Genomic DNA, 24170 nt, shown 5'->3' on the forward strand with positions numbered 1-24170 from the left:
TCGAGCAGAAAACGGGGGACGCATGCGCAAGGCGACCATTCGCGATGTCGCGGAACTGGCCGGGGTGTCGACGGCCACCGTGTCGCGGGCACTGTCCGGATCCCGCCCTGTCTCGGACGAGCTTGCAGCGACGATCAAACGAGCCGCGGATTCTCTCGGATACTCGGGAAACATCATCGCCAGCTCGCTGCGTCGTAATCGGACGGACACTGTCGGAATGGTGGTTCCGAGTATCGCGAACCCCTTCTTCACTTCGCTGGTGGTCAACGTCGAACACGTCCTCGCTCGGCGCGGACTACAACTGTTCCTGTGCGATTCTCGTTCCGATCCCGACGTGGAAGCGCAGCGACTCAAGTCGCTCGTCTCCCGGCAAGTGGACGGAATCATCATCAGCCCGTGCCACGGCGAGCTGAGTGCAGAAGCCGTCCGAGCCAGCGCGGCAACGCTTCCGGTCGTTCAACTGGACCGGTTTGCAATGGATACCCAGACGGACTGGGTCGGCGTCGACGACGACGCCGCTCAATCCCTGGTGATGGAGCATCTGTCCGAGCGTGGCGCGCAATCAGCCGCCTTCATCAGTTCCGAGCTGACCAATTCGTCAACAGAACTTCGCCGGGCCGGCTTCTTCCGCCACGCGGATCGAATGGGCATCGAAACTCGTGACGAGTGGACACAACTCGGCGAGTACTCGATCGAGTGGGGGCGCACGGCATCCAACATCATCCTGACCGGCAAAACTCGCCCCGACGCCCTGGTCTGCGCCGACGACTTGATCGCACTCGGTGTGTTGCAGACCTGTCACGCATTGGGCATCGACGTTCCCGGCGACGTTCTGGTCACCGGTTTCGACAACATCCCGTTCTCCGAATTGTGCAACCCGCCGTTGACCACCGTCGGGCAGCCGCAGGAAAGAATCGCGGAAGAAGCTGTGCGACTTCTGGATCAGGCGATGAACAACTCTTCCGAGTCGACAGCCCACATCGCGCTTGCTCCTGAACTGATTGTCCGTCAGTCCACCGTCGGCCAAGCGGCGGCAACCGCACCGTAAGCAGCGATCGCATCGTCCAGTTCGGAGACCTTGACGCTTTCGTTGGCCGCATGCATCAGCGAGGGAGTGCCAGGGCCCCAGATCACGACGGGAGCACCAGGGGCGGCGGCGGCCAGTACCGAAGCGTCGGTGAAGTACGAAACCGGTTCGGTTGCAACAGGGATAGGCAAGGTAGCCAACCACGGATCCGACGCGTCGGTACGCACACCTCCCAGATGAATCGACGTCTCCACCGAGTCGACTTCTGGTTGGGCTCGCCACCACGCGAGCAGGTCGGCGCCGTCTCCCACCGTGCGGTGATCGATCACCGCACGTGCACTGTCCGGCACGATGTTCGGAGCCGAACCCCCGCCGACCAAGCCGAGGTTCCAGGTTTCGGCACCCAGAAACGCGTCGGACGACAGCGGAAGCTCACGCCGGGCTCGGTCGACGACGTCAAGCAGTTTGAGGACGGCGTTGGTTCCTCGCTGCGGTGTACTCCCGTGCGCGGCTTTTCCTTTGACGGACACTTCGAGCCACAGTGCGCCGCGGTGCCCCAGGTTGATGCGATTGCCGGTCGCCTCGGGAACGATGACAGCCCCGACCTCGAGATTCGCAACGGCGTCGGCCGAACGAACAGCCCCGAGCGATCCGATTTCCTCGTCGCTCGTCAGCAGTAGTGCGACCGGGACTCCACGTTCGAAAGCGTCGACAACCGCGGCAGTAGCGGCAACAAGGCCGGCCTTCATATCCGATGTCCCTCTGCCGAGGAACAATTCGCCGTCGACCTGTGCGGCGTACGGGTCGAACTCCCAGTCGGAGACAGTGCCCACTGGCACCGTGTCCACGTGGCAGGCGAACAGTAGTCTGGCTGCCGAGGGTGCAGCTTCGTTGGTGATCAAGGCCCAGGGATGATTGCCGGTCAGGTCTGACTCCACCTTCGCCTGTGGCGCACGTGAGAGAACCAACGAGACAATCGAATCCATCACCCGCCGTTGAGGAGCGGCCTCCCCCGAGACCGTGTCGAGAGCTACCAGTTCCGAGAGAAGTCCGAGGGAATCCATGTCCCTATTCTTACACTGCCACGGATTCAGTGCGCTGCCAGCTGGGCGATGACAACGTAATTGTCGTCGGTCGACTCTCCTTCGACGACATCACAATTGGCGAGGATCAGCCGTCCCGGAACCGATTCGCGCAACTCGTGAGCGCCCAGCAGCGAACCTTTGTGCAGCGGCCCGACTGTTTCGACGTCGTACTCGAGTGTGCCGTTCGGTGTACCCAGGAGAATTCGATCGCCCGGCTCCACTACCCGGAGCGCCCGGAACGGTGCTTCGCGAGTGGTGTAGTTGTGGCCGACCACGACAACTGTTTGTGTGGTCGACGTTCCCGGCATTCCGCTTTCACCCCACCACACCGGCAGTTCGTCGACGGGATTCAGTTGCTGCCCACTCTCGCCGCCGCGCATCAGTTTCTCCGAGTGCAACGGACTGCTCAGGTACGTGACCCCGGACGCAGACCTCAACTCGATCCTCTCGGGTTCTGCCGGATCGACGGTCACCGAAGCCGGTGCAGCCGCGATATGCGACTGCACCGGCGAGCGGTCAGGTAGCGATACCGCGTTCTCGCCCGAACATCCGGATACGAGGAGGGCGAGGATCGCTACCGCCGAGAGACCGAGGCTACGCAGACGTGTTGCCCGGGCCGTCATGACGCTTGCGACGAACAACCACCGTCGTAGCTGCTGCGGCGGCAGCGCCCACGACTCCGACGCCGATCAATACAGCCGGCAGGTTGGAGTTGCTGCTACCGCTGGTGCTGCTGCTTGCGGTGTCACCGAGAGCAAGGTCGACCGGGGGCAGGCTTCCGGCGAGCGCCGGATCGCCGTCGGCATCGGTGACGTAGTAGTCGACGACGTCGAAGGCTCCCTTGTTGTTGTAGTAGCCGACCAGCTTGACGCCGGTCTTGTTCACTACAGCGGTGGTCTCGTCGACCTTCGTGACCCCGGAGCCGTCGTCAGTGTGCTCACCGATGATCACTTCACCGCCGACGCCTGTTCCGTTGTCGATCTCCTTCTCGCCCTTTGCCTTGAGCTCGTCGACGATCTTCTGCGCTGCATCCGCTTCGGCCTTTGCGGCGGCTGCGGCGGCCTGAGCTTCCTTTGCCTTTGTTGCTGCGGCGTCGGCCGCCGCCTTCGCGTCTTCGGCGGCCAGGTAGAGATCCTGCGCCTTCTTACTCGCTGCTTCGGCAGCTTCGGCCTTCTTGGCGGCTTCGGCAGCCTTTTCGTCGGCGATTGCTCGCTTGTCGGTGGCCGCCTCCCCTGCAGCATCGGCCTCGGCCTGCGCCGTCTCCGCGGCCTTCTGCGCAGCGGCAGCGTCCTTCTGTGCGGAAGCTGCGGTAGCTGCCGCTTCATCTGCGGCCTTACGGGCGGCGGTGGCAGCTTCTACCTCGGTGGCGGCTGCGGACTCGGCTGCCTTGGCGGTGGTTTCGGCGGCGGTGGCCACCTTCTGAGTTTCCTTGACGGTGATCGCGAGCTGCTTGGCATTCCAAGCTGCGGCCAACGCCTGAGCCTTTGCGGCGAGTCCCTTCGCGATGTCCCAGTTCTTGAAGGCTTCCTCGGCTTCCTTGTTCTTGTCCGCTACCAGTTTGGCGTTTGCATCCGCGGCAGCCTTCGCCTCATCGGCCTTGGCCTGCAGAGCATTAGCCTCGGCGCGAGCGCGTGCCGCCTCCTCGGTCTTGGTCCCCGAACCGGCGGCCTTCGCTGCTTCCTCGAGTTCCGCAGCCTTGGCTGCAGCCGCATCAGCTTCTGCCTGAGCTGTTTTTGCTACCTCTTTGGCATCGGCCGCCGCGGACTCCGCAACCTTGGCCGCCTCTTCCGCTTCCTTGGCAGACTGTTCCGCTGCCCCGGCCTCCGCCTTGGCCTGCGTCGATTCGACCGCCGCCTTGGTTGCCTCGACGCTCGCCTGGGTCATTGCCTCGGTCGCCTTCACCGAAGTGTCTGTCGCTGCGGACGAGTCGACCCCTGCCGTCGCGGCTGCTTCGGCGGCCTTCGCTGCCGCGTCGGCAGCTGCCTTGGCTTTTGCTTCGGCTTCCGCCAGTGCTGCAGCGACCGTACCAGCGGTTTCGGCACTGCCCGTGCCCGCGACCCCGGCTTCAACCTTCTCCGGCGTGGTCTCGGTGCTCGTCGCCGCGTCGGCGTCGGTGGTGGCAGCTGCCTCTTCCTCGGCGCAGGTCACCAGCGGATCAGCGCTCGGGGTACACACGGTTTCCGGCTCTGCCGATGCAATTCCCGTGCCGCCCACCGCCAATCCGAGAGCTAGTACGGCACCGGCGGCCGCAGAGCGGACCCTCCGAGAATGGGCGATGGACTTCTCCGACATAGCGCTCAACCTTTCGGCCTTCTTTACGAAGACGGCAATTCCGGCGTGGACAGCCTTTACTTCGTCGGCTGACTTCCAGACGTTACGACCGGTCGGTCCGAAAAATTGAGAGCTGCTGCTCTACCCGCAGTAATCAGGACCGCGGAACGCGCCCCATCAGGTAGAACTCCGGATTGGGCAGCATGCCGGAGAAACTCGCCATGCGATTGCTGAGCCCGAAGAATGCAGTGATCGCGGCGATGTCCCACGCGTCCTCGTCGCCGAAGCCGTGCACACGAAGGGCGTCGAAGTCGGCGTCGGCGATTTCGTGCGAGGCGGAGTTCACCTTGGTGGCGAAGTCGAGCATCGCGCGCTGACGATCGGAGATTTCTGCGGTGCGATAGTTGACCGCAACCTGGTCGGCAACCAGCGGCTTCTTCTCGTAGATACGCAGAATTGCGCCGTGCGCGACAACGCAGTACGTACATTTGTTGGCCGCAGAGATCGTGGTGACGATCATTTCTCGATCACCCTTGGTGAGTGCGGAATCTTCCTTGAGCATGATCGCGTCGTGGTATGCGAAGAATGCCCGGAACTCGGCTGGGCGCCGAGCGAACATCAGGAAGACGTTGGGCACGAACCCCGACTTCTCCTGGATCTCGAGAATCTTGGCGGCGATGTCCTCGGGCACCTCGGTCAATTCAGCCTGCGGAAAACGGGTGCTCACTGTGCCTCCTGGTCAGCCATCGATGTTCGATTCAAGATAATGATGATTAACTGAGTTGTCCAGATGCATTTCCTGCCCTACTTTTTCGGGCACGGATAGTCGGGTACGGCCCAAGTGATCTGCGTAGCGTGAAACCCGTGAACAGGAAGACACGATGATCGACGGACTGAACCGCGCGCTCGACTACATCGAAAGCAATCTGAGCGGCGAGATCGAGACAGCCGAGATGGCAAGGCTGGCAACCACCTCGGAGTATCACTTTCGGAGGATGTTCTCGGCCCTGGCCGGCATTCCCGTATCCGAATACATCCGTCGACGTCGACTCACCCTGGCTGGTGCCGAGTTGTCCGTCAGCAGATCAGGAGTGTTGGAGACCGCCGTGAAGTACGGCTACTCGTCCGCGGAAGCCTTCACACGAGCGTTCACCGCATTTCACGGCGTGAGCCCCGGCGCGGTCAAACGCGCTCCCGCCGTTCTCAAATCCCAACAGAAACTTGTCATTCACGTGACACTGGAAGGAGCCACACCGATGGACTACATGCTTGTGGACAAACCTGCCCTGACGGTAGTCGGGTTCAAGACCCGGGTTCCATTGGTTCACGAAGGTCCCAATTCTGCGATCGAAGATTTCACCCGCTCCGTGGACAAGGTTGCGTTGCGAGGGTTGCGCGAGCTCTCCGATCAGGACCCGGCGGGAATCGTCAGTGTCGTCGACAATTTGGCGCATCCCAGAACCGAAGGCACAGAACTGGATTACTACCTGGGAGTGGTCACCGGCAAACCTTCACCCACGGGTTTCGATCTGCTGACGGTCGACGCACACACGTGGGCCGTCTTCACCGCCGACGGGTCGGAAATCGAATCTGTGCAGTATTTGTGGCGAGATATCTACACGGAATGGTTTCCTGCCAACCCTTTTCGCTCCGTACCTGGTCCCGAGATCATGCGTACCGAATACAACGACGATTTCACCGTCGCACGGTTCGAGCTCTGGATTCCGGTCGAGAGCGAGCTGAGCGACGTCGGGGCGTAAAACAGCCGCCAGGTCGGATGGAAGTCACGACCCGGCGGCTGAGCCATCAGATGAAACAGACTGTCAAAGAATAAGTTTCGCTCCGGTAGCAGCAACCACGTCCTCGACGCTGATGCCCGGCGCCGTCTCCACCAGGCGGAGACCGTCGTCAGTCACGTCGATCACGGCCATGTCGGTGATGATTCGCTGGACGCAGCCCTTACCGGTCAGCGGAAGCGAGCACTTCTCGACGATCTTGTGCTCACCCTTCTTCGAGACGTGCTCCATCATCACGATGACGCGCTTTGCGCCGTGGACCAGATCCATCGCGCCGCCCATGCCTTTGACCATGTGGCCAGGGATCATCCAGTTCGCGAGGTCTCCGGTGGCACTGACCTGCATGGCACCGAGCACGGCAACGTCGACCTGGCCGCCGCGGATCATGCCGAACGACGCTGAGGAGTCGAAGAACGACGCACCGGGGAGAACGGTGATGGTCTCCTTGCCCGCATTGATCAGCTCGGGATCGAGTTCGTCCTCGGTCGGGTACGGCCCCACGCCCAGAACGCCGTTCTCCGAGTGCAATACAACGGTGATGTCGGTCGGGAGGTAGTTCGGAACCAGCGTCGGCATACCGATGCCGAGGTTCACGTACTGCCCGTCCTCGAGTTCGCGCGCGACGCGGGCCGCCATCTCTTCGCGGGTGAGTTTGGTGGGTAGTACAGAAGTCATGCTCGTACCGTCCGATTCTCGATGCCGACCGTCACGGGGCCGACGTGGACAACACGCTGAACGTGAATGCCCGGCGTGTGGATCTCGGCGGGGTCGAGCTCACCCGGCTCTACGAGGTGCTCGACCTGCGCAATGGTGATGCGCCCCGACGTTGCTGCAGCCGGATTGAAGTTCTGGGTACTCGCGCGGTAGACGAGGTTGCCGTGCCGGTCACCTTTCCAGGCATGGACCAGTGCATAGTCGGCGACGATGCCGCGCTCCATCACATAGGTGACGCCGTCGAAGTCACGAGTTTCCTTGGGCGGACTGGCAACTGCGATGCCGCCGCTGCCGTCGTAACGCAGTGGCAGGCCGCCGTCGGCGACCTGGGTGCCGACGCCGGCCGGGGTGAAGAACGCGGGGATGCCCGCTCCCCCGGCGCGCATGCGCTCGGCGAGCGTGCCCTGCGGCGTGAGTTCGACTTCCAGCTCACCGGAAAGGTACTGACGCGCGAACTCCTTGTTGGAGCCGACGTACGAGCTGACAGTACGACGGATACGCCCCTTCTCCAGAAGCACTCCGAGCCCGAACCCGTCGGTGCCGCAGTTGTTGCTCACCGTTTCGAGTGATGTCGCGCCCTGCTCGAGGAGCGCATCGATGAGGATTTCCGGCACTCCGACGAGCCCGAAACCTCCGACAGCGATCGTGACGCCGTCCGGCACGTCGGCGACGGCCTCGGCAGCAGTGGGAATGACTTTGTCCATCATGTCGATCACAGTAGCGCGACCCGTACGTATTGTGAACCCCCGTCCGCATAACGAACATTTTTCGCCCCCGGCATTGCCTGGGTCACATCTACGAACTATTCTGTTCGCAGAGCGCAACACATGTACACATTGCGAACAACTTCACGTAACCGAACGACGAGGTTCCCTATGCTGCATCTACCGCCGAGGTACCAGCGGCCGACTGGCGTCAACGCCCCGGCCGATTTCGCGGACTACAAGACGACTTCCCTTCGCCACCCGAAGCAGCCGCTGAAGCTGCTCCCCCAGCGGCTCACGGAGCTCACCGGGCCGGTATTCGGCGAGGATCGCGTCGGCGCCGGCGAAAACGACCTGACCATTGCCAACGGCGGCGAAGCACAGGGACAGCGCATCGTCGTTCACGGCCGCGTACTCGACGGCGACGGAAAACCCGTCCCCCACACACTGCTCGAGGTATGGCAGGCCAACGCCGGTGGACGCTACCGCCACACCGGCGACAACTGGCCCGCGCCGCTGGATCCGTTCTTCAACGGCCTGGGTCGCTGCGTCACCGACGCGAACGGCCACTACAGCTTCACCACGATCAAGCCGGGCGCCTACCCGTGGATGAACCACGACAACGCCTGGCGACCGGCACACATCCATTTCTCGCTGTTCGGCACGGCATTCACGCAGCGCCTCGTGACGCAGATGTACTTCCCCGACGATCCGATGTTCTTCCAGGACCCGATCTACAACGCGGTACCCGAAGCAGCACGTCACCGCATGGTCAGCGTCTTCGACTACGACGCCACAGTCCCCAACTGGGCTCTCGGGTTCCGCTTCGACATCGTCCTGCGCGGCCGTAACGCCTCCGTATTCGAGAACGAGGAAGACCACGATGACTGATCACACCGCGAAGCCCGCACCCACTTATCCGGTAGTCCCCGGCGACTTCACCACCGCCCCCTTCGGTGTCACGCCCTCTCAGACCGTCGGGCCGTACTGGCACATCGGCCTCCCCTGGACGGACGGCCCCGACGCCGCTCCCGCCGATACCCCCGGACGAATCACGCTGGCCATCACGGTGATCGACGGCGCCCGTACACCCGTCGCCGACGCGATGATCGAAACATGGCAGGCCGATACACTCGGACGCTTCAACCATCCGGACGATCCCCGTGGCGCAGTGGAGCTCACTCCGGCTGGTTTTCGCGGATTCGCCCGCAGCGCAGCGGATCCCACGGGCACTGCATTGGTCAACACTGTCAAGCCCGGTGCGCAGCCCACTGAAACGGATGCGGACGAGGCCCCACACGTGAACGTGTCGGTCTTCGCTCGCGGCATGCTCGACCGCCTGGTCACCCGCTTGTACTTCCCCGAAGACGCCGACGCACACGCAACAGATCCGGTGCTGTCCTCACTGAGCGAAACCGAACGCGCGAAGCTGGTTGCAACCAAGGTCGACGGTGGGTACTCCTGGACGGTCTATGTTCAGGACGAGGACGCGAACGGCGTCGAGACGCCCTTCTTCGAACTGTAAGAGGAGTACACATGCCCACTCGCGGCGCACTGTTCGACCCGGTGTTCGGGGCCACCCGCGTATCGGAGCACCTGTCCGACCAGGCGTGGGTCACCGCGTTGCTCGACGTGGAGGCCGCACTGAGTTGTGCGATGGCCACCGTCGGATTGGCGGACGGGGAACATTGCGCCGCGGTGGCTGCTGCCGCGGCCGAACTCTCACAACCGGGCGGTCTGGACATCGTGGCGCTCGGCCGCGCGTCGGCCGCCGGCGGAAATCCCGTCATTCCGCTGGTGAAGATGCTGCGCGAAAGGGTCGGACAGGAGGGTGTGCCTGCCTCCGTGGTGCACCCGGGCGCCACCAGTCAGGACATCATGGACTGTGCGCTGATGCTGTTGACGCGACGCGCGGGCGCGGTGGTTCTGGCCGACCTGACCCGCGCCGCCGATTCCGCCGCCCACCTCGCCCGCCTCCATCGCTCCACTCCGATGGTCGCGAGAACTCTGGGCCAGCAGGCACTTCCGACCACCTTCGGGCTACTGGCATCGAGTTGGTTCACTGCACTCGACGCCGCAGCGATTCGCCTCGAGATCGTGCTGTCCACGTTGCCGGTTCAATTCGGCGGCGCCGCAGGCACACTCGCTGCGTTGTATCCCGACGGGCTCAGGATCGCCGATGCACTGGCAGACGAACTCGGCCTGGCCAGGCAGGTTGCTCCCTGGCACACCGACCGCGTGACCATCGCAGAACTCGCGACCACGCTCGGTATCGTCGCCGGCGCCGTTTCCAAGCCCGCCACCGACATCACCGTCATGGCGTCCACCGAACTCTCCGAGGTCGCCGAAAGCGCTCCGGGCGGCTCATCGGCCATGCCGCACAAGCAGAATCCCGTCGCGGCCATCACCGCCCGCGCAGCAGCGCGACGTGCTCCCGCACTGGTCGCCACAGCCCTGTCTAACATGGATCACGAATTCGCCCGCGCTGCAGGCCCCTGGCACGCCGAGTGGGAAACCGTCACCGATCTCCTGCGTCTGGCAGGCGGAGCGGCGCACCAGCTTTCCGTGAGCCTCACCGGCCTGCAAGTACACACCGAGTCGATGGCTCGCAATCTCGACATCACCGGTGGCCTGATTCTCGCCGAGCGTGTCACCAAGGCCCTGTCCGCACACACTGATCGAGCGCGCGACATCGTCACCGCGGCAGCCACTTCCGGAACCAGATTGGATCGTGATCCCGCCATCGCAGAGCACCTGAGCGAAACCGAGATCGCCGAACTACTCGACCCCGCACACTATCTGGGCCACGCCACCGATCTGGTCGACCGCGCCCTCGCCGAACGCCCCACAGGAGGATCTCGATGAGCGTCGCGCTCAACTTTCAACAGACCGGCAATCTCGATGCCCCGGCAGTGGTTCTCCTGGGTTCACTCGGATCCGATCTGTCCATGTGGCAGCCGCAGATTCACGCGCTGTCGAATCGCTACCGCGTCATCGCCGTCGACCATCGCGGCCACGGCAAGTCACCGGTGCCTGCGGGCCCCTACTCCATTGCCGATCTTGCCGGCGATGTCATCGCTCTCCTCGATTCGCTCGAACTCGAGTCCGTACATCTCGTCGGGCTCTCCCTCGGCGGCGCTGTCAGCCAGTGGATCGCCGCTCACCACCCCACTCGCGTCGAGACGTTGACCTTGATGTGCACGTCCTCGCAGTTCGCCCCGGCTCAGCCGTGGATCGATCGTGCTCGGGCTGTCCGTGCGGACGGTATCGCGTCAATCGCGGCCGCCGTCGTCGGACGCTGGTTCACGCCGGGTCTGGCCGACAACGATCCGGAACTAGTTGCCCGCCACGTCGCAATGGTCAAAGCCACACCCGACGAGGGCTATGCCGCCTGCTGCGAGGCGCTTTCGGTATGGGACGGCCGCGCCGACCTGGCCCGCATCGTCGCTCCGACGCTCCTCATCGCTGGCGAGCAGGATCCGGCGACGCCTCCGGCGACGTTGAGCGCGATCGCCGACGGTATCGCCGACGCGGTACTGCACGTCGTTGATCCCGGCGCACACCTCGCCAGCGTCGAACAGGCCGGGCGCGTCACCAAACTACTTGCAACGCATATTGCCTCGCACACATCTGCGCTCGCCCAACGTAGCGCCGCGGTGTCGGCCGGCATGACCATACGACGCCAGGTGCTCGGCGACGCCCACGTCGACCGTTCCATTGCCGGTGCCACCGAGTTCACCGCCCCTTTCCAGGACTTCATCACTCGCACGGCGTGGGGTGACATCTGGTCGCGCCCCGGCCTCGATCACCACACCCGCAGGCTCCTCACTCTCGCGATCCTCACTGCCGTCGGCAACGAACACGAACTCGACATGCACATTCGCGCTGCGCTGCGCGCCGGGATCGATCCCGACGAACTCGTGGAAGTATTTCTCCATACCGCGGTCTATGCGGGTGTGCCGAACAGCAACTTGGCTTTTGCGCTGGGAAAGCAAGCACTCGCGGACCTCTCGGCCGAACCTGAGGAGAACGAGACAACATGAGTGAGAACAGCAGCGAGCAGGCGCCGGGACCGTCCCCGGACTACGTGCAGTCGCTGGCCCGTGGGCTTTCCGTCATCAAGGCTTTCGACGGTGAGCACCCGCGTCGCACCCTCAGCGAGGTTGCCCGGCACACCGATCTCACGCGTGCGACTGCTCGCCGCTTCCTACTCACGCTCGTCGAACTCGAATACGTACGTACTGACGGTTCGGTGTTCTGGTTGACGCCCCGTGTCCTCGAACTCGGCTACAGCTACCTCTCCAGTCTGTCCCTTCCCGAGATCGCCGGGCCGCATCTGGAAGCCTTGTCCGCCAAGGTCCGTGAATCCACGTCCGTGTCGATCCTCGACGGTGACGACGTCGTGTACGTGGCTCGTGTTCCGGTCAGCCGCATCATGACGGTTTCCATCACCATCGGCACGCGCTTTCCCGCGTACGCCACATCCATGGGTCGAGTTCTGCTCGCCGGCTTGCCGGACGACGCACTGGACGCCTACCTCGCCCGAGTGTCCTTCGCCCGCCTGACCGGCAAGACCATCTCCACCGCCGACGGACTGCGTGCCGAACTCGAGAAGATTCGCGCCGACGGGTTCGCGATTGTCGATCAGGAACTCGAAGAGGGTCTGCGCTCGCTCGCCGCACCCATCCGGGACGCGACCGGTGACGTGGTCGCGGCCGTCAACATCTCCACCCAAGCCGCCCGCTACAGCGCCGAAGCTGTTCGCGGTGAACTGGTTCCGGCCGCAGTCGCCACTGCGGACGCCATCTCCGTCGATCTCGGACGTACTCAGTCGTCCAACAATCACTCGGCTGCCACCCGCTGACCGAGCAGACCCAAGGAAGAACCAATGCCTGACGTTGTCATCTGTGAACCGCTCCGTACCCCTGTCGGCCGCTTCGGCGGTGTCTTCCGTGACGTAGCCCCGGAAGATCTCGCCTCGACGCTGATCACCGAACTCGTCACGCGTACCGGCATTTCCGGCGCGGAGATCGACGACGTCATTCTCGGCCAGGCTTCGCCGAACGGTGAGGCTCCGGCGATCGGACGCATCGCGGCGCTCAACGCGGGTCTGGGCATCGATGTTCCCGGCATGCAGGTGGATCGCCGGTGCGGGTCGGGATTACAGGCAGTCATCCAGGCCGTCATGCAGGTTCAGTCCGGTGGCAGTGACCTGGTCCTCGCGGGCGGTGCCGAGTCGATGAGCCAGGCCGAGTTCTACGCAACCGGAATGCGTTGGGGCGTCAAGGGTGAAGGAGTTGCGCTCAGCGATCGTCTCGCGCGCGCCCGCGTCACAGCCGGCGGACGTGACTTCCCGGTTCCCGGCGGAATGATCGAAACGGCAGAGAACCTGCGCGCCGAGTTCTCCATCAGCCGCGAGGATCAAGATGCACTCGCGGTTCAGTCCCATCAGCGTGCCGTCGCAGCACAGAAGAACGGCGTCTTCGCCGAAGAAATCGTTCCGGTATCCGTTCCGCAGCGCAAGGGCGAGGCCCTGCTCGTCGACACCGACGAGCATCCACGCGCCGACACCTCGATGGAATCGCTTGCGCGCCTTCGTCCCATGCGCGCAAAGATCGACCCCGACTCCACCGTGACTGCAGGTAATGCCAGCGGTCAGAACGACGGCGCAGCACTGGCGATCGTCACCACCGCCGACAAAGCTCGTACCCTCGGACTGCGACCGCTCGCACGCCTCGCGAGTTGGAGCGTTGCGGGCGTTCCGCCGCGCACCATGGGCATCGGCCCCGTACCGGCGTCGGAGAAGGCACTCGGCCGCCTCGGGCTGTCCCTGGCGGACATGGACGTCATCGAACTCAACGAAGCCTTTGCGGCACAAGCACTTGCAGTCCTGCAGAGTTGGAATCTCGAGGCCGACGACCCACGCATCAACCCCAACGGCTCCGGCATCTCCCTCGGACATCCGGTCGGAGCTACGGGTGGACGAATCCTGGCCACCCTGTTGCGCGAGATGGACCGTCGCGAAGCGCGTTACGGCCTCGAGACGATGTGCATCGGCGGCGGGCAGGGCCTGGCTGCGGTCTTCGAGCGCCTGTCCTGATCAAGCCCCGACGTGCGCGACGCCGGAGTCACCGAGTTCGCCGCGTAGGCCGTCGAGAAAGACACGCAGCAGTTCGGTGAGTTCGGCCTGCTGCTGCTCGGTGAGAATCGACGTCAGTTCGGCTTCACGGCCGAGAACTCGGTCCACCAATTGCTCCACCAGCTCGTGACCGGCGGCAGTGAGGGTCACGAGCACTATTCGTGACCCTTGCGCGGCGGAGGACCTCTCCACCAGACCCGCGTTCTCCGCGCGCGCGAGTCGTTGCGAGATCGCACCGGCCGTGACTCCGGTCTGCTCGGTGATCTGGCGAGTCGTCAACTGATACGGCTCGCCGGATCGCCGCAGGACACTGAGTAGGTCCAGCGTGGCTGTGTCCGCACCGGCCGAGGCGAGTACCCGTCGGCGATCCTCACCGAGCAGCTTGGCGCACATCCACAGCCTGGTCACGATGCCGATGCCCTCTACCGGCGTGCCCGGCCTTTCGCGAAGCCAGGCCAACGCGACCGCGTCCACCGCGTCGTCCGGGTTGTAGTCGCCCACCACTGCACACCTCGTTTAGCTCTAAATGATACGTTCTTCGTATAGGTCTAAACGTAGCTCACGGAGGTAGGCATGACACGCACAGTTCTGGTAACCGGCGGCGGAACAGGGATCGGGCGCGCAGTTGCAGCGGCGTTCGCCCGAGACGGAGACACCGTTTTTGTCACCGGCCGACGCACGGAACCACTCGAAAAGACCGCGGAGGAGTTGGGCGATAATGTTCACGCCTTGACGTGTGACAACTCCGACCCGAAAGACCTGAAGCGGCTGCAGGATTCACTTCCGGGAACCATCGACGTCGTGGTGCACTGCGCCGGCGGTAACACGGACTTCGATCGCGAAGCGCCGTCAGATCTGGAATCCCTGGCCGCCGGGTGGCGGGCCAATCTGGACTCCAATCTGATCTCGGCGGTGTTGACCACAGCAGCAGTTCGAGATCGAATCCCCAGTGGCGGTGCCGTCATCACCATCGGATCGATTGCCGCCGACAAGGGAGCTGGAGCGTACGGCGCTGCCAAAGCAGCAGTTGCGACGTGGAATGTCGATCTGGCCGCCGAACTGGGCCCAGAAGGCATCACGGCGAACATCGTCTCCCCCGGTTACATCGCCGACACCGAGTTCTTCCGGGACTTTCTGACGGACGAGCGTCGCGCGATGCTGATCGAATCCACCAGCACCAAGCGCGCCGGAACCCCGGACGACATCGCATCAGCCGTCCATTTCTTGGCCTCACCGGGTGCCCGGCAGATCACCGGTCAGGTATTGGCAGTCAACGGCGGTGAGAGAACCAGTCGCTGATCACGCCAGGTGGCGCTCGAAGAACGAGTCGATTCGCTTCCAGGCATCCTGCGCTGCAACAGGATCGGGACCGATTCCGAGGATGCGCTCCAAAGGACGAAGCACCTTGGGTCCGGCCTCCGCGTCGTTGAGGAACGCGTGGCCGGCGGTGGGGTACTCCTTGACGTCGTTCTCGATACCGGCATTGCTGAGCGCCGTCTCCAGCTTCGCTGCCGCGCCCCGGAGCGAAAAGTCCTTGCCTCCGAAACTCCCGACGATCGGGCACGCATCCACCACGGCCTCATCGAGTTTGCGTGGAAGCTGACCGTAATTGACCGAGGCAGCGTCGAAATCTCCGGCGCTGACCATCGCGAAGCCGCCGCCCATGCAGAATCCGATGACACCGATCTTTCCGGTGCAGTCCGGGGATTCCACCAGCCAACTGCGAGCGACTTCGATGTCGGTGAACGCCTTGCCGTGTCCTCGAAGCATCGACGTCATGGTGGGCACTAGGCACCGCTTCGCCCCGCCCGCGCTGTAGAGGTCGACAGCGAGCGTCAGGAATCCCGCAGCGGCCAGCCGCTTGGCTTGCCGCTGCATCACCTCCTCGAGCCCGAAGGCCTCGTGAATCATCACTACCCCCGGCCACGGGCCGGGGGTAGTGGGGGTTTCGAGTATCGCTCGCAGCGGTTGTGATCCGCCGACTACTGCGGCGCGGCCCGTCAGATCTATGTCCACCATGTTTCGATGCTAGGCCGACGCAGGGTCCGTACGCTCGGAAGCGAGGTCAGGGGAGTTGTTTCCCCTGGCCCGCCGCAAGCCCGGTCAAGACCTCGGCGAGCTGCGGCAAGGCGTACGGCGCGCTCAGTGGACCGAAATTGTCGACAAAGGCATTCGAGAGCAGAAGTTCGACCGGCGCATAGGCTCGCGCCTTCACCGCGGGGAGGTTCTGGAAAACTGCGAAGTTCTCCAACCTCGTCGTCGCTTCCTGATCAGAAGCGAGGCTGAGCAAAATGTCTGCGGGTGCGAGTACCTCCGCCTGCTCCATCGACAGCGCAGTCATCTGCTCGGCGTTGTATCCGCGATAGTCGAGTCCGAGTTCGCGCAGCAGAACCCCGGGCGCACTGGCATCCCCTTGCACATACAACTGATCGCCGTACATCGAGCCGATCATGATCGTTCTGCCACCCAAGCCGTTCAGCGAAGCTGCGGTGTCGGAGATCAGGGCGTCGGTCCGGGCGATCGCTGCAGCAGCGGCCTCGTCGACAAATGCGGCCTGCCCGACCGTGGCGACGCCGTCACGCCACGAGGTGGTCCAGTCCAGCGCGATGACCGGCGCGATCTGACTGAGCCTCTCGGCTGCCGGTTCGAGATAAGTCTTCATTCCGATGATGAGGTCCGGCGAGTAGCGCGCGATGATTTCCGGGTTGATTTCGCCTGTGGTGCCGAAGCTTTCGAGGTCGGCTATTCCAGCGGTGCTCTGCCAAGGCAGTGCACCGCGGTCCCACGCACCCGTATTGCCGTAAGCGACTGGGTGAACACCGAGCGAGAGCAGGAATTCCAGATCCGTGAAGTCGCTGGCAACAACGATCCTTTCCGGCTTTCCCGAGATCGTGGTGGTTCCGAGCGCATTGGTCACCTCACGTTGTTCGCCGGCATCAGAAGCATCTGATGTAGTCGAACACCCCGCAAGGATGGCGGCCGCTGCCACTGCGCCGACCCCGAAGAACCCACGGCGACTGAGCTGGTCCACAAGTTCAGACGTCGTGGATTCACAAATCGTTCCGTACATGTATGCACTCTCCTTCTCGGCGACTGCTGCGCGCGCCGAGGGCACAGCGAAAGAGAGGTTAGCCCACCCTCATCTTCCATAGGGTTCCTACGTTTGCGATTCCGAGAGATCGGAGCGATAAAAATGGACCGTTCTCGAGCGGACAAGTACATTCCCGCTGATCTATCACCGCAGGCAGTTGGGCGAGCCACCAGTCCCTGCCTTCGGCGATCGGGTCGCTCCAGCGTCGAAAATCAGTCGAAGATCAGTTGCCATTCCCTCCTCGAAAGCTTCCGAATTACCGTCTTTTGCACGTCGCCCACCGTTCGACTTGCGCGGCGTGGGAGGATAGACATATCGAGATCGGGACTTCGATGTGAGGGCCCGGATCGAGTTTGTAGGGAGTATCGGTATGGCACAGGGCATCGTGAAGTGGTTCAACGGCGAAAAGGGCTTTGGTTTCATCGCTCCCGACGACGGAACACCGGACGTGTTCGTTCATTACTCTGAAATCTCGGGCAACGGCTACAAGTCGCTCGACGAGAACCAGCGTGTGGAGTTCGAGGTTGGCCAGGGCCAGAAGGGTCCTCAGGCCACCAATGTGCGCGCTGTCTGATCAGTGACACAAGAAGAGGGCCGCACCCGCAAGGGTGCGGCCCTCTTCTGCATCGGATTCACCTCTGAATCACTGATCCTGAATGACGGCCAACGCTCCAACGATGTTCGACTCCGCCACCGACTTCGAGATTCCGAGATCAGCCAGAACACCTGATCCGTCTTCGAGTTCGAGCAGCGCGAGCAGGATGTGCTCGGTTCCGATGTAGTTGTGGCCCAGGCGAAGAGCCTCACGGAACGTCAGTTCCAGGACCTTGCGCGCACGAGCGTCGTACGGAATGAGTTCTGGTAGTTCGGAAGTCGGAGCCGGTAGTACACCGGCCACTGCAGCTCGGACGGATCCGAGCTCCACGCCCTGCGCCACTATCGCCTTCGCAGCCAACCCGGCAGGCTCCTCGACGAGCCCCAGGAGCAGGTGCTCCGGCCGGATCTCTGCGTTACCGGCGGCGCGGGCTTCGTTCTGCGAGGCCATGACGACGTTCTTCGCCCGGGGAGTGAACCGGTTGAACCCTTCGTTCGGATCCATCGGCTTCTGATCACTCGGCGCCTTGGGAACAAAACGCTTCTGCGCAGCCTGCTTCGAGACACCCATGCTCGCGCCGATCTCCGTCCACGACGCTCCCGACCGGCGCGCCTGGTCGACGAAGTGACCGATCAGGTGATCTGCAACTTCACCGAGATGATCAGCGGCAATCACGGCGTCGGAGAGTTGGTCGAGAGCATCGGTGTGCACCTTCTTGATCGCGTCGATGAGGTCGTCGAGTCGAACCTTGTTGGTCATTTCCACTGGTTTGCTCATGCGTCAACCATAGGTTGACGCAATCGAAAGCGTCAACCCTAGGTTGACGATCGTCTTCGCCGCCCAGTGCTCAGCCGGAAAAGAATTCACGCAGAGCCGGGACAATAGCGTCGTCGGCGACGCCGTGGCCCTGACCGGGGATCTCCAAAGTCTTTGTCCCCGAGACTTTTGCAGCGATTCTCGTCGCCGAGGCAGGTGCCCATTGACCACTGTCACCGCCGTACATGACCAACGTGGGGACGGTAATGGAGGCAAGCCAGTCGAGCGACTGACAGCCGTGATCACACACAGCGACGTCGTAAGGCAAGGTGTGCGCGATGGCGCACATGTCGGGCCAATCGGCACTCCGCTTGATCTCGTCGACCATCTCCGGAGACGCGCCGGTCAGATCCAGAAAACGCGTCACAGCACCTTCCCTGTCGCCGCCCGCAATCAATCGCTCCAGGTCACTTTGGGCAGTCTCGTCACGCTGGTCGTCGTCCATGTACGGCGCCTCGTAGACGGCGAGCTTACGCATAGGAACGGCCTGCGCAGCGGCCTCCAAAGCCAGCGCGGCACCCGACGACAATCCGTAAACGAGCGGTGTTTCACCGGTGGCAGCGACGACCGCCCGCAAGTCCTCCACCTCGGCGTCGATCGAGAACGCGCGACTGTCACCGCTGTCCCCGCGTCCGCGCCTGTCGTACGAGTACACCGTGAAGTCCGCCGCCAACTCTGCAGCCAGGGAATCGAACCATCCGCGGTCGCAGAACGCTCCGGCGACCAGGACCACTGCTGGTCCGGCACCGGAGCGTTCGTATGCGATGGTCGTACCGTCGCGGGATTGCACTACCGCTGGGGATTGCTCTGTTTGCACGTCGATCTCCTCAGGTCTGGTCAATGCCTACCTGATTAGACCGCCCGCGTTACCTAAACTCATCGGTCCGGTCGGCAGAGGCTTCAGCTGATCTTGTTGTACAGGGCATCCCAACCCTGTGCCACGTACGAAATCGTGTAGATCGAACCGTAGAACGTGGAGCCACCCAGACTGGTGACGTTGCCCGCCTGCACTGCCGGGAGTCGCTGCCACAGCTTGCTCGCCACCAATGCCTGGTACGCGGCACTGTCCTCGTTCTCGGTGATCATGAAGCCGTCGACGCCGGCCAGCACGTCGAGGCCTTCGAGGCTGACGCCGCCCTCGGGATCGAGCCCCTCCGAGGTGGCGGTTTTGCCACCGATGTCGCCGAGCGTCATGTCGCTGGGCTTGTCGCCCTTCTCGGAGGTACGGATGCTCGTGACGTACAGCGTGTTCGTGTCCGGCATGAACGAGACACTGGCGACGGTCTTGGACGCAATCTTCTCGGCATGACGACTGCGGATGTCGGAAATCAGATTGTCGTAGTCGAGCGTCAATCGATCGAGTGTGGCCGTTCGACCGAGCCAGCCCGACAACCGCGAGAGGTTTGTGCGCCAGTCGTCGGTGAACTCTGTCGTCAGAACCGGTGCGATGGTGGACATCTCGGCCACCGGCCACCACTCGCTCTCGTAGTTCAGGCACACGATCAGGTCGGGCTCGAGCGCCAAGATCTGCTCGCGGTTGGGGATCTCCGACAGGAACGGTACCGACGAATCGATAGGCACCCACGGTGTCGCCTGGGCGTACGTGTAGCCGACGAGCGGAAGTTCCAGAGCTACAGCAGGTTCCAGATCGAGCCGCGAGTCGATCGCGACAACCCTCTTCGGATTGACAGGAATGTCGTACGTTCCGAGAGGTGTCGTCACAGAACGCATTTCGGTTTCACCCGAACTGCTCCCGCTGTCACCGCAGGCCGCCAGGAACGCGCCCAGCCCGGCGATCCCGGCACCGAAGCCGAACTGCCGACGTGTGAGGTCCGAAACGAGGCGGTTGTCGGAGTAGCCCTCGGGAAGCAAGAGCGTGGATTGAGCGGGCATGCGTGTCGAACCTCCAAAAGAAATGATTCATCCACTGTTGCGAGCGGATAAGGATGCCCTAACAGCGTACGCAGGGAGGGTCGTCGCGATCGGCCCAGAAATAGTCGAATCAGGCCAATTCGCACCCCTTACTTGTCGAGTTTGCGCATCTCGACGAAGTAGACCGCACTGAACGCGAGGTAGGTGCCGACGATTCCGAGGACCGAGATGATCAGGACGAGAGCGAGAAACATAGCCATGATGGTCTCCACTGACACGGGTTGTTCACGATGTCGATCGAGAGAAAATGGCTTCGAACTGCGGCGCTGCGACTCGAAGCGGGGCCGAAACTTTCGGTTACACACACCACGCTAGCCCCAGGCGTCTCGAGTTTTGATGAACTCGAGGTGAACTCTCCTACGGCTACGTCACACTTTTCTGTCGGACGGTCAGTTCGGTCCGAGCACCTGTCCGGACCATTCGACCAAAGGCGTCAGTGCGCGCCACGCAGTGCGAACTTCCTTCAATGTCCTGGCGCTGTCCAGCCACGACGGGCTTGGGTAACTACGACCAGCAGTCAGCGACTTGTGACGCAGCAATTCGATCCGCGGGTGATCGACCGTGTATCCGCGAGGCGCCGTCTTGAGCTTGTCGCCGCCGATCGTGAATCCGGCCTTCTCGACGGAGGCCAGGATCTTCTCGAGCTCCGGGCCTCGAACGTCGTCGTCGACAGCCGCACGATAACGCGCGATGGTCTCCGAACTGCTGGCGTAGAAACCACCGGCCACCATCAACCCTGCCGCGTCGATCTGCACGTAGTAGCCACAGCTCTCGGCGAGACCGACGAAGGCTCCCTGGTGCGTCTTGTACGGGATCTTGTCCTTCGAGAATCGAACGTCACGATACGGCCGAAAGAGCTTGGCCGTGCCGAATTCGTCCTCCAACGCCGCGGTCAACGACGCCATCGGACGACGAACCACTTCGTCGTACGTCTCCTTGTGCGCTGCCCACCAGGTCTTGCTGTTGTCGGCCTCCAAGTCTTCGTAGAAGTCGAGTGCAGCAACGGGTATGCCAGTGAACGCAGCCATGACGTAAGCCTAGCTGCCTGTTCGGCTTTGGACCGTCTGCCCTGCACCGATGCCCGGATCGGCCCGAATCCGTAGACTGCATGGAGATGATTTCCGAAATACAAGCATGGGAACTGACCGATACCAACCGAGACTGGTTGATTCACCGACCCGTCGAGATCGCGATCTACGTGGCACTCGCAGTCGTTCTGCGCTTCGCACTGCACCGCGGGATCGATCGAATGTCGAAGCCTCGCAAGTCTCCGAACGCCAAGGTGAACGAGCGCAGATCGCAGCGAGCCCGGACCATCGGTTCGGTACTCAAATCGACGGTGTCCATCGTCATCCTGGTCTGGTGTGTGCTGCAGATTCTCGGCATCCTCGGGATCAACGTCGCGCCGTTCATCGCATCCGCCGGCGTCATCGGCCTTGCCATCGGTTTCGGTGCACAAAACCTGGTGCGTGACTTCCTCTCCGGCATCTTCATGTTGCTCGAGGATCAGTACGGTGTCGGCGACGTCGTCGATCTCGGCGACGTCGTCGATCTCGGCGACGCGGTCGGCACCGTCGAAACAGTGGGCCTGCGCGTCACCACGATTCGAGATGTCAACGGCACCTTGTGGTATTGCCGCAACGGCGAAATCCTGCGAGTGGGCAACATGAGTCAGGGTTACGCCACTGCAGTTCTCGATCTCCCGATCGCCCACAATGCGAACGTGCACAAAGCGTGTGAGGTGGCGACGCGAGCTGTCCTCGAGGCGGCAGAGTCCGAACCGATCAGGGCGGACATGATCGACAAGCCGGAGATGCTGGGAGTCAATTCGGTTACTGCCGAGGCAATTACCATTCGAGTGACGGCGCAGGTCAAGCCTGGGCGCCAATGGGCAGTCCAGCGCGCATTTGCACGCTCGGCGCTGACTGCGTTCGAAGAGCAGGGAATCGAGGCACCTTACCTGCCTGTTCTGCGCTGACGGTTGAGACGGAATCGGCTACCCTTTCCATCAATTACGCGAGCCCCCGGCGCGGTCGATACCGCCGGGGGCTCGCTGGTGCCTGAAGCATGATTCAGACGGTGGAGGTCGAGACCTCCCGATCTGCCGATCTGTTGCCAAACGCCCTGTGCAGGAACATCGTCAGAGCAATTGCTACCACGATTCCGATCAGCGGTGGGATTCCCACCTCGAACTCACCGGAAAGCCAAGCGAGGAACGCTGCGACGGCATAGACGGCCAGGTTTCGCCAGTGGACCGGCTGCGGGGTGTATCCCTCGGGAATGCCTCGCCGCCACCGGCACAGGAAGTCAGCGATGATCACGCCGCCCAATGGCGGGATGAAAGTTCCGAGCAGACTCAGGTAGTCGACCAGATGGTTGTGCACACCGGTCAGAGCGAGCGCCGTGCCGATCACACATCCACCGATGACGAACGGGGTCTTGCGAGGCTTTCTGAACAGTTCGGCACCGGCCACTCCGAAGGCGTATGCGGTGTCTGCGTTGCTCTTCCAGAGGTTTCCGAACAGCAAGACCAGGCCCCAGCCGACAAGCCCGAGGTTGTAGAGGATCAACACGAAGTCACCCTCGTGGAACGTGATGGCTCCGATGGCGCCGAACAGGATCATCAATCCGTTTCCGAGGAGGAACCCGATAACGCAGGCCCACACCGCTTGTGATCCGGAGCGAGCAAATCTGGTCCAGTTGGGCGCTTGCGTTCCCGCCGATACAAACGTGCCGACGACAGTGGTGATTGCGAGCGCGATCGTCATGGTCGTCTGCGGTTGAACCGAGACCAGGCCGGAGAATCCACCGACCTCTTCGAGGGACCGGAACACGACCCAGCAGGCCAACGCCAGGATCAAGGGCGTCGAGACGAGCGAAACCCAGTACATTCCGCGGTAGCCGTAGCAGGCGGTGACGCACATCAAGATGCTCGCCGCGATCATCACCGACGCCCGCGCGAGATAGGACTCCCAGCCCAATGCCTGCGCGGTGAGATCACCGATCGTGCCGATGATGACTCCGTACCAGCCGATCTGAGTACCGCCCAGCAGGATCGAAGCGAGCTTGGACCCGCGAGTGCCGAAACTGTAGCGCGCCATCACAACTGTAGTCAGTCCGGTTCGGGCTCCGACGAACCCCATCATGGCGACGTAGACCCCCAAGATGGCGGATCCGGCGGCGATCACCACCATCAGTTTCCAGAACGAGAACGCGGTACCGAGCGCTGCTCCGGCCAACATCGTCGGCGTGAAGATGGTGAACCCCAACAACACCACCGCGAGCGAGAAGAACGGCTTACGTGCATGAAGCGGAACCGGAGTGACGGGATAGTCAGGATCGACCGGGTGGCCTGGGCTCTCCGAATCGCCTGCGACCGTGGCAGGTTCGACGGCGCTGCTCATACAACTTCGCCGATGTCTTCGAGCCACAGGCTCGGGCGCTCGGCCAGCATGCGGTCCATCAGTGCCACACACTCCGCGTCGTCGACGACGTCGACCTGAATTCCGCTGCTGCGCAACCATTCCTCCGATGCCTCGAAGGAACGATTTTCGCCGACCACGATTCGAGGGATCTCGTACAGGCGCGCAGTTCCGGCGCACATGAAGCACGGCGACAAAGTCGTGTAGAGGACACACTCGCGATACACCGAGGCCGGCAGTCGTCCGGCGCGCTCGATGCAGTCGGTCTCTCCATGACGGATGGCGCTGTTCATCTGGACCCGACGGTTACGTCCGACTGCGAGAACCTCGCCCCGGTGAATCAGCGCCGCGCCGATCGGCACGCCGCCCTCCTCCCAACCGATCTTCGCCTGTTCGATCGCAAGTCCGAGAAAATACTCATCGGTGTGTGCCGGATGATTCATGTGCGCTCCTGGAGTCTGACCAAAATCGTCGATTGTGGCTCGTGTCACAATCCGACCACGGTGGTAACAGCCCGACAAGGGACAACCTGTCAGTTCGGCAGAACTAGCTCTATGACGAAGTGCCCCCTCGGCGGA

Annotated in this window: 26 protein-coding genes; 11 read left to right on the plus strand and 15 right to left on the minus strand. The window is 62.8% G+C overall.

Translation table 11 applies throughout. The annotated features are described in order from the left end of the window. The first annotated feature begins 22 nt into the window (after nucleotides 1-22). Nucleotides 23-1048: a LacI family DNA-binding transcriptional regulator gene (locus P0M12_RS08305; RefSeq protein ID WP_042446970.1), complete on the plus strand. Its 1026-nt coding sequence runs from the start codon at nucleotides 23-25 to the stop codon at nucleotides 1046-1048. Here the strand turns inward: P0M12_RS08305 and P0M12_RS08310 are convergent. The 4 genes from P0M12_RS08310 to P0M12_RS08325 all read right to left on the minus strand — a co-directional run bounded on the left by P0M12_RS08310 (nucleotide 1009) and on the right by P0M12_RS08325 (nucleotide 5110). Further along, nucleotides 1009-2091 carry a M20/M25/M40 family metallo-hydrolase gene (locus P0M12_RS08310; RefSeq protein WP_064114177.1) on the minus strand — a complete coding sequence of 361 codons (1083 nt, stop codon included), beginning with the start codon at nucleotides 2089-2091 and terminating at the stop codon, nucleotides 1009-1011. The two genes, P0M12_RS08305 and P0M12_RS08310, sit on opposite strands and share 40 nt — an antisense overlap. Nucleotides 2092-2117: 26 nt before the next feature. Next, complete coding sequence (locus P0M12_RS08315) at nucleotides 2118-2735, minus strand: sortase (protein ID WP_064114176.1); 618 nt, start codon at nucleotides 2733-2735, stop codon at nucleotides 2118-2120. Then, a complete protein-coding gene (locus tag P0M12_RS08320) occupies nucleotides 2707-4404 on the minus strand; it encodes a hypothetical protein (protein ID WP_277377582.1) in 1698 nt (565 codons plus the stop codon). Before P0M12_RS08320 ends, P0M12_RS08315 begins: the two co-directional genes overlap by 29 nt. A 133-nt stretch (nucleotides 4405-4537) precedes the next feature. After that, entirely contained in the window at nucleotides 4538-5110 is a 573-nt protein-coding gene (locus tag P0M12_RS08325) for a peroxidase-related enzyme (RefSeq protein WP_003940498.1), read from the minus strand. Between the two features lie 154 nt (nucleotides 5111-5264). Between P0M12_RS08325 and P0M12_RS08330 the strand changes: the two genes are divergently transcribed. Continuing rightward, a complete protein-coding gene (locus P0M12_RS08330; protein WP_064114170.1) occupies nucleotides 5265-6143 on the plus strand; it encodes an AraC family transcriptional regulator in 879 nt (292 codons plus the stop codon). Nucleotides 6144-6206: 63 nt separating this feature from the next. Here P0M12_RS08330 and P0M12_RS08335 read toward each other — a convergent pair whose 3' ends face one another. Both P0M12_RS08335 and P0M12_RS08340 read right to left on the minus strand, forming a co-directional pair. Next, nucleotides 6207-6854, minus strand: coding sequence for a CoA transferase subunit B (locus P0M12_RS08335; RefSeq protein WP_003940102.1), 648 nt, complete (start codon nucleotides 6852-6854; stop codon nucleotides 6207-6209). Continuing rightward, entirely contained in the window at nucleotides 6851-7597 is a 747-nt protein-coding gene (locus P0M12_RS08340; RefSeq protein WP_030536554.1) for a CoA transferase subunit A, read from the minus strand. Before P0M12_RS08340 ends, P0M12_RS08335 begins: the two co-directional genes overlap by 4 nt. A gap of 171 nt (nucleotides 7598-7768) precedes the next feature. Here P0M12_RS08340 and pcaH point away from each other — a divergent pair, with 171 nt between their 5' ends. Genes pcaH through P0M12_RS08370 form a run of 6 tightly spaced genes read left to right on the plus strand, consistent with a single transcriptional unit; the run spans nucleotide 7769 to nucleotide 13697 of the window. Further along, entirely contained in the window at nucleotides 7769-8488 is a 720-nt protein-coding gene (pcaH, locus tag P0M12_RS08345; RefSeq protein WP_007730015.1) for a protocatechuate 3,4-dioxygenase subunit beta, read from the plus strand. Next, nucleotides 8481-9122 (plus strand): protocatechuate 3,4-dioxygenase subunit alpha, encoded by a 642-nt coding sequence (pcaG, locus tag P0M12_RS08350; protein ID WP_007730014.1) that lies wholly within the window; start codon nucleotides 8481-8483, stop codon nucleotides 9120-9122. The genes pcaH and pcaG overlap by 8 nt, the downstream gene beginning before the upstream one ends. A gap of 11 nt (nucleotides 9123-9133) precedes the next feature. Continuing rightward, nucleotides 9134-10462: a 3-carboxy-cis,cis-muconate cycloisomerase gene (gene pcaB / locus P0M12_RS08355; RefSeq protein ID WP_030536552.1), complete on the plus strand. Its 1329-nt coding sequence runs from the start codon at nucleotides 9134-9136 to the stop codon at nucleotides 10460-10462. Further along, a complete protein-coding gene (gene pcaD, locus P0M12_RS08360; protein ID WP_054188426.1) occupies nucleotides 10459-11640 on the plus strand; it encodes a 3-oxoadipate enol-lactonase in 1182 nt (393 codons plus the stop codon). The genes pcaB and pcaD overlap by 4 nt, the downstream gene beginning before the upstream one ends. Further along, complete coding sequence (locus P0M12_RS08365; protein ID WP_007730008.1) at nucleotides 11637-12461, plus strand: IclR family transcriptional regulator C-terminal domain-containing protein; 825 nt, start codon at nucleotides 11637-11639, stop codon at nucleotides 12459-12461. The genes pcaD and P0M12_RS08365 overlap by 4 nt, the downstream gene beginning before the upstream one ends. 24 nt (nucleotides 12462-12485) lie before the next feature. Further along, a complete protein-coding gene (locus tag P0M12_RS08370; protein ID WP_007730007.1) occupies nucleotides 12486-13697 on the plus strand; it encodes an acetyl-CoA C-acetyltransferase in 1212 nt (403 codons plus the stop codon). Here the strand turns inward: P0M12_RS08370 and P0M12_RS08375 are convergent, their stop codons facing one another. Next, nucleotides 13698-14237 carry a MarR family transcriptional regulator gene (locus P0M12_RS08375; protein ID WP_099698127.1) on the minus strand — a complete coding sequence of 180 codons (540 nt, stop codon included), beginning with the start codon at nucleotides 14235-14237 and terminating at the stop codon, nucleotides 13698-13700. It abuts the gene before it with no gap. A gap of 72 nt (nucleotides 14238-14309) precedes the next feature. Between P0M12_RS08375 and P0M12_RS08380 the strand changes: the two genes are divergently transcribed. Next, complete coding sequence (locus P0M12_RS08380; protein ID WP_030536548.1) at nucleotides 14310-15035, plus strand: SDR family oxidoreductase; 726 nt, start codon at nucleotides 14310-14312, stop codon at nucleotides 15033-15035. Here the strand turns inward: P0M12_RS08380 and P0M12_RS08385 are convergent, their stop codons facing one another. Both P0M12_RS08385 and P0M12_RS08390 read right to left on the minus strand, forming a co-directional pair. Then, nucleotides 15036-15755, minus strand: a complete 720-nt coding sequence (locus P0M12_RS08385; RefSeq protein WP_030536547.1) for a dienelactone hydrolase family protein — start codon at nucleotides 15753-15755, stop codon at nucleotides 15036-15038. It abuts the gene before it with no gap. A 46-nt stretch (nucleotides 15756-15801) separates the two neighbouring features. Beyond that, the gene (locus tag P0M12_RS08390; protein ID WP_277377583.1) at nucleotides 15802-16851 is read right to left on the minus strand and encodes an ABC transporter substrate-binding protein; all 1050 of its coding nucleotides are present in this window, start codon (nucleotides 16849-16851) and stop codon (nucleotides 15802-15804) included. 346 nt (nucleotides 16852-17197) lie between these two features. Between P0M12_RS08390 and P0M12_RS08395 the strand changes: the two genes are divergently transcribed. Continuing rightward, nucleotides 17198-17401, plus strand: coding sequence for a cold-shock protein (locus P0M12_RS08395; RefSeq protein ID WP_003939930.1), 204 nt, complete (start codon nucleotides 17198-17200; stop codon nucleotides 17399-17401). A gap of 69 nt (nucleotides 17402-17470) precedes the next feature. Here the strand turns inward: P0M12_RS08395 and P0M12_RS08400 are convergent, their stop codons facing one another. The 4 genes from P0M12_RS08400 to P0M12_RS08415 form a co-directional block, all read right to left on the minus strand. Next, nucleotides 17471-18199: a Clp protease N-terminal domain-containing protein gene (locus P0M12_RS08400; RefSeq protein ID WP_081558480.1), complete on the minus strand. Its 729-nt coding sequence runs from the start codon at nucleotides 18197-18199 to the stop codon at nucleotides 17471-17473. 70 nt (nucleotides 18200-18269) lie between these two features. Beyond that, the gene (locus tag P0M12_RS08405) at nucleotides 18270-19055 is read right to left on the minus strand and encodes an alpha/beta hydrolase (protein WP_050654629.1); all 786 of its coding nucleotides are present in this window, start codon (nucleotides 19053-19055) and stop codon (nucleotides 18270-18272) included. Between the two features lie 83 nt (nucleotides 19056-19138). Continuing rightward, nucleotides 19139-20131, minus strand: a complete 993-nt coding sequence (locus P0M12_RS08410; protein WP_007729992.1) for an ABC transporter substrate-binding protein — start codon at nucleotides 20129-20131, stop codon at nucleotides 19139-19141. Between the two features lie 428 nt (nucleotides 20132-20559). Continuing rightward, the gene (locus tag P0M12_RS08415; protein WP_003939783.1) at nucleotides 20560-21198 is read right to left on the minus strand and encodes a DUF2461 domain-containing protein; all 639 of its coding nucleotides are present in this window, start codon (nucleotides 21196-21198) and stop codon (nucleotides 20560-20562) included. Between the two features lie 86 nt (nucleotides 21199-21284). Between P0M12_RS08415 and P0M12_RS08420 the strand changes: the two genes are divergently transcribed. Further along, complete coding sequence (locus P0M12_RS08420) at nucleotides 21285-22148, plus strand: mechanosensitive ion channel domain-containing protein (protein WP_277377584.1); 864 nt, start codon at nucleotides 21285-21287, stop codon at nucleotides 22146-22148. Nucleotides 22149-22242: 94 nt separating this feature from the next. On the opposite strand, the gene codB is transcribed toward P0M12_RS08420, so the two are convergent. Together codB and P0M12_RS08430 are read right to left on the minus strand one after the other, a co-directional pair. After that, entirely contained in the window at nucleotides 22243-23574 is a 1332-nt protein-coding gene (codB, locus tag P0M12_RS08425) for a cytosine permease (protein ID WP_030536542.1), read from the minus strand. Then, nucleotides 23571-24035, minus strand: a complete 465-nt coding sequence (locus P0M12_RS08430; RefSeq protein ID WP_003940577.1) for a nucleoside deaminase — start codon at nucleotides 24033-24035, stop codon at nucleotides 23571-23573. The genes codB and P0M12_RS08430 overlap by 4 nt, the downstream gene beginning before the upstream one ends. Between the last annotated feature and the right edge of the window lie 135 nt (nucleotides 24036-24170).

This window comes from Rhodococcus sp. RCBS9 (assembly GCF_029457415.1).
In the GTDB taxonomy this organism is placed as follows: Bacteria; Actinomycetota; Actinomycetes; order Mycobacteriales; family Mycobacteriaceae; genus Rhodococcus_F; species Rhodococcus_F qingshengii.